Origin of the sequence: Azospirillum isscasi (assembly GCF_030849505.1) — a bacterium.
GTDB classification, from domain to species: Bacteria; Pseudomonadota; Alphaproteobacteria; order Azospirillales; family Azospirillaceae; genus Azospirillum; species Azospirillum isscasi.
Genome location: NZ_JAUJFI010000299.1, coordinates 1 through 2,753, shown reverse-complemented (window position 1 = coordinate 2,753; position 2,753 = coordinate 1). Strand labels below are relative to the sequence as shown.

General features: G+C 68.7%; 2 protein-coding genes and 1 pseudogene. 1 reads left to right on the top strand and 2 read right to left on the bottom strand.

The genetic code is table 11. From position 1 onward, the window contains the following. Together QSG27_RS28375 and QSG27_RS28370 are read right to left on the bottom strand one after the other, a co-directional pair. Positions 1 to 205 (bottom strand): annotated as a pseudogene (locus QSG27_RS28375) (biotin/lipoyl-binding protein); the annotation flags it as partial. Then, a complete protein-coding gene (locus QSG27_RS28370) occupies positions 202 to 864 on the bottom strand; it encodes a TetR/AcrR family transcriptional regulator (protein ID WP_306712137.1) in 663 nt (220 codons plus the stop codon). The gene QSG27_RS28370 and the pseudogene QSG27_RS28375, both read right to left, overlap by 4 nt. 372 nt (positions 865 to 1,236) lie before the next feature. Between QSG27_RS28370 and nifA the strand changes: the two genes are divergently transcribed. After that, positions 1,237 to 2,753, top strand: a 1,517-nt coding sequence (gene nifA / locus QSG27_RS28365) for a nif-specific transcriptional activator NifA (RefSeq protein ID WP_306712136.1), incomplete at its 3' end; no start/stop codon positions are given.

Genomic DNA, 2,753 nt, shown 5'->3' with positions numbered 1-2,753 from the left:
CGGTCCGGTCGAGCGCGAACAGCGGCGCCCCCGCCTCCACCCGCCCGCCGCGCGTCACCGCCAACGAGTCGAGCGTTCCGGCCAGCGGCGCGGCGATGCGCAGATATTCCCCCTCCGCATAGCCGTGGGCCAGCGGCACGGCGCTCCCGCCGCCGAGTCCCAGCACCGCGAGCGCCGCCGCCAGCGTTTCGGACATCCAGCTCATGGACTCGGCCCTCCCTCCGGGGCGAGCGCGCGGCGCAGCGCGTCGAGATGAGCGGCCAGCAGCGCCCGCACGTCCAGCGGGCGCTCCTCCAGCGCCGCGAAGGAGGAGCGCCACAGCGCGCTCATCAGCATCGGCGCGACGATCAGCCGGACGGTCGAATCGACGTCCACCGGACGGAACTCCCCGCGCGCCACGCCGCGCTCCAGCACCGCCGCCAGCAGGGCGAAGGCGCGCCGGATCACCTCCTCGTAATAGAAGCGGGCGAGATCGGGGAAGTTGCCGGCCTCCGCGACGATCAGTTTCGGAATGGCCCCGGCACGGGTCGTCAGGATGCGCGTCGCGAAGAGGGTCAACAACGTTTCCAGCACGGCGAAGCTCGGTCCCTGCGCCCCGGCCAGCAGGCGTTCGGCCATGTCCAGGTTGGGCAGGATGGCCTCGCGGACGACCGCCTTGAACAGCTCCTCCTTGTTCGGGAAATAGAGGTAGAGCGTCCCCTTGCTGACCCCCGCCCGCGCCGCGACATCCTCCAGCCGGGCCGCCGCGAAGCCGCGTTCGCCGAAGACGGTCAGGGCCGCATCGACGATCTCCCGGGGGCGCGCCTCCTTCCGGCGGCGCCAGCGCGGGGCGGCGGAGTCCTCGGGCGCGTCCTCTTCCGGCATGATCGCTCCGGCTCGGGAAAATATTACTGACTGGTCAGTTATTAACTTATTGCCGAAGGAAATGCCAGTCTTCACAAGGGTTGCGCCTTTACGCCGCAGCCGTAAGTCATTGTGCGACGCAGCAACTAATATGCAAAAGGGCTTGCCTTTCAGCGAAGAGTTGCCGAAACTTTCGACTGTCCGCGAAGCGAACGGCTGCACAGGGCGGCGGTTCGGCGGTGGGCACGCCGGTGGTCAAAAGGCGCCAGTTTCCAAGGAGCGCACACCCCACCCCGGGAGGAACGGTTCAAGGCGCCGTGCCGGGACCTGATCGGACGGGCGCGCAGGAACGCGCGGAGGTCCGGAGTCCCGGTTGAGCAGGGGGTGTCGATCATGCCGGGTGCAATGCGCCAGTCCACGTCGAACCTGGAACTGCTGACCATTTACGAGGTCAGCAAGATCCTCGGTTCCTCTCTCGACCTCCAGCAGACCTTGCGCGAGGTGCTTCGCGCGCTGGCCTACCAGCTCCAGATGCACCGCGGGCGCGTCTATCTGGTGGGCGAGGACAATGTGCTGCGTCTCGTGGCCGCGAACGGCCTGTCGAACGAGGCCGCGGCGCAGTTCGAGTTCCGCGAGGGGGAAGGCATCACCGGCCGCATCCTGAAGACCGGCATGCCCGCCGTCGTCCCCAATCTGGCGGAGGAACCGCTGTTCCTGAACCGCACCGGCGGGCGCGAGGATCTGGACGAGCAGGTGGCCTCGCTGGTCGGCGTGCCGATCAAGGCCGCGGGGGTGGTCGTCGGCGTGCTGACCATCGACCGCATTTCCGACGAAGGGCCGCAGGGCCATTTCGGCAGCGACGTGCGCTTCCTGACCATGGTCGCCAATCTGATCGGCCAGACCGTGCGGCTGCACCGCACCGTGGCCGAGGAACGCCGCTTCATGATGCGGGAAACCTTCCGCATGCAGAAGGAGCTGCGTCCCGTCGCCGCCCCGATCAACGACGTGGTCTGCACCAGCCCCAACATGCTGGAGGTGATGGCCCAGGTGCACCGCGTGGCGCCCTTCAAGTCCACCGTGCTGATCCGCGGCGAGAGCGGCACCGGCAAGGAGCTGATCGCGCGGGCCATCCACAACATGTCGCCGCGCAAGGACGCCCCCTTCATCCGCGTGAACTGCGCCGCCCTGCCCGAATCGCTTCTGGAATCGGAGCTGTTCGGCCACGAAAAGGGCGCCTTCACCGGCGCGCAGAAGGACCACAAGGGCCGGTTCGAGCTGGCGTCCGGCGGCACGCTGTTCCTGGACGAGATCGGCGACATCTCCCCCAACTTCCAGGCCAAGCTGCTGCGCGTCCTGCAGGAGCAGGAGTTCGAGCGGGTCGGCGGGTCGAAGACCATCAAGACCGACGTCCGGCTGATCTGCGCCACCAACCTGAACCTGGAGGAGGCGGTCGGCCACGGCAAGTTCCGCGCCGACCTGTATTTCCGCATCAACGTGGTCACCATCCATCTGCCGCCGCTGCGCGAACGGCGCCAGGACATCGGTCCGCTGGCCCGCCATTTCGTGGCGAAGTTCGCCAAGGACAACGGCATGACCCTCGCCATCGAGGACGAGGCGCTGGAGGTGCTGAACCGCTGCACCTGGCCCGGCAACGTGCGCGAGCTGGAAAACTGCATCGAGCGTGCGGCCACCCAGTCGCGCGACGGCGTCATCCGCACCGATGCCCTGTCCTGCAGCCTGAACCTCTGCAACTCCTCGATCCTGTTCCAGTACCGCACGCTGGGCGCCTCGGTCGGCGGCCTCGCCCCGTCCATGGGGCCGGGGTCCGTCAACCGCGCGCCACCGGGACGCCCCGGCGCCCCGGCGCCCGCCAACGCGCCGAAGACGCCGGCCATGCCGGCCCCGGTGCC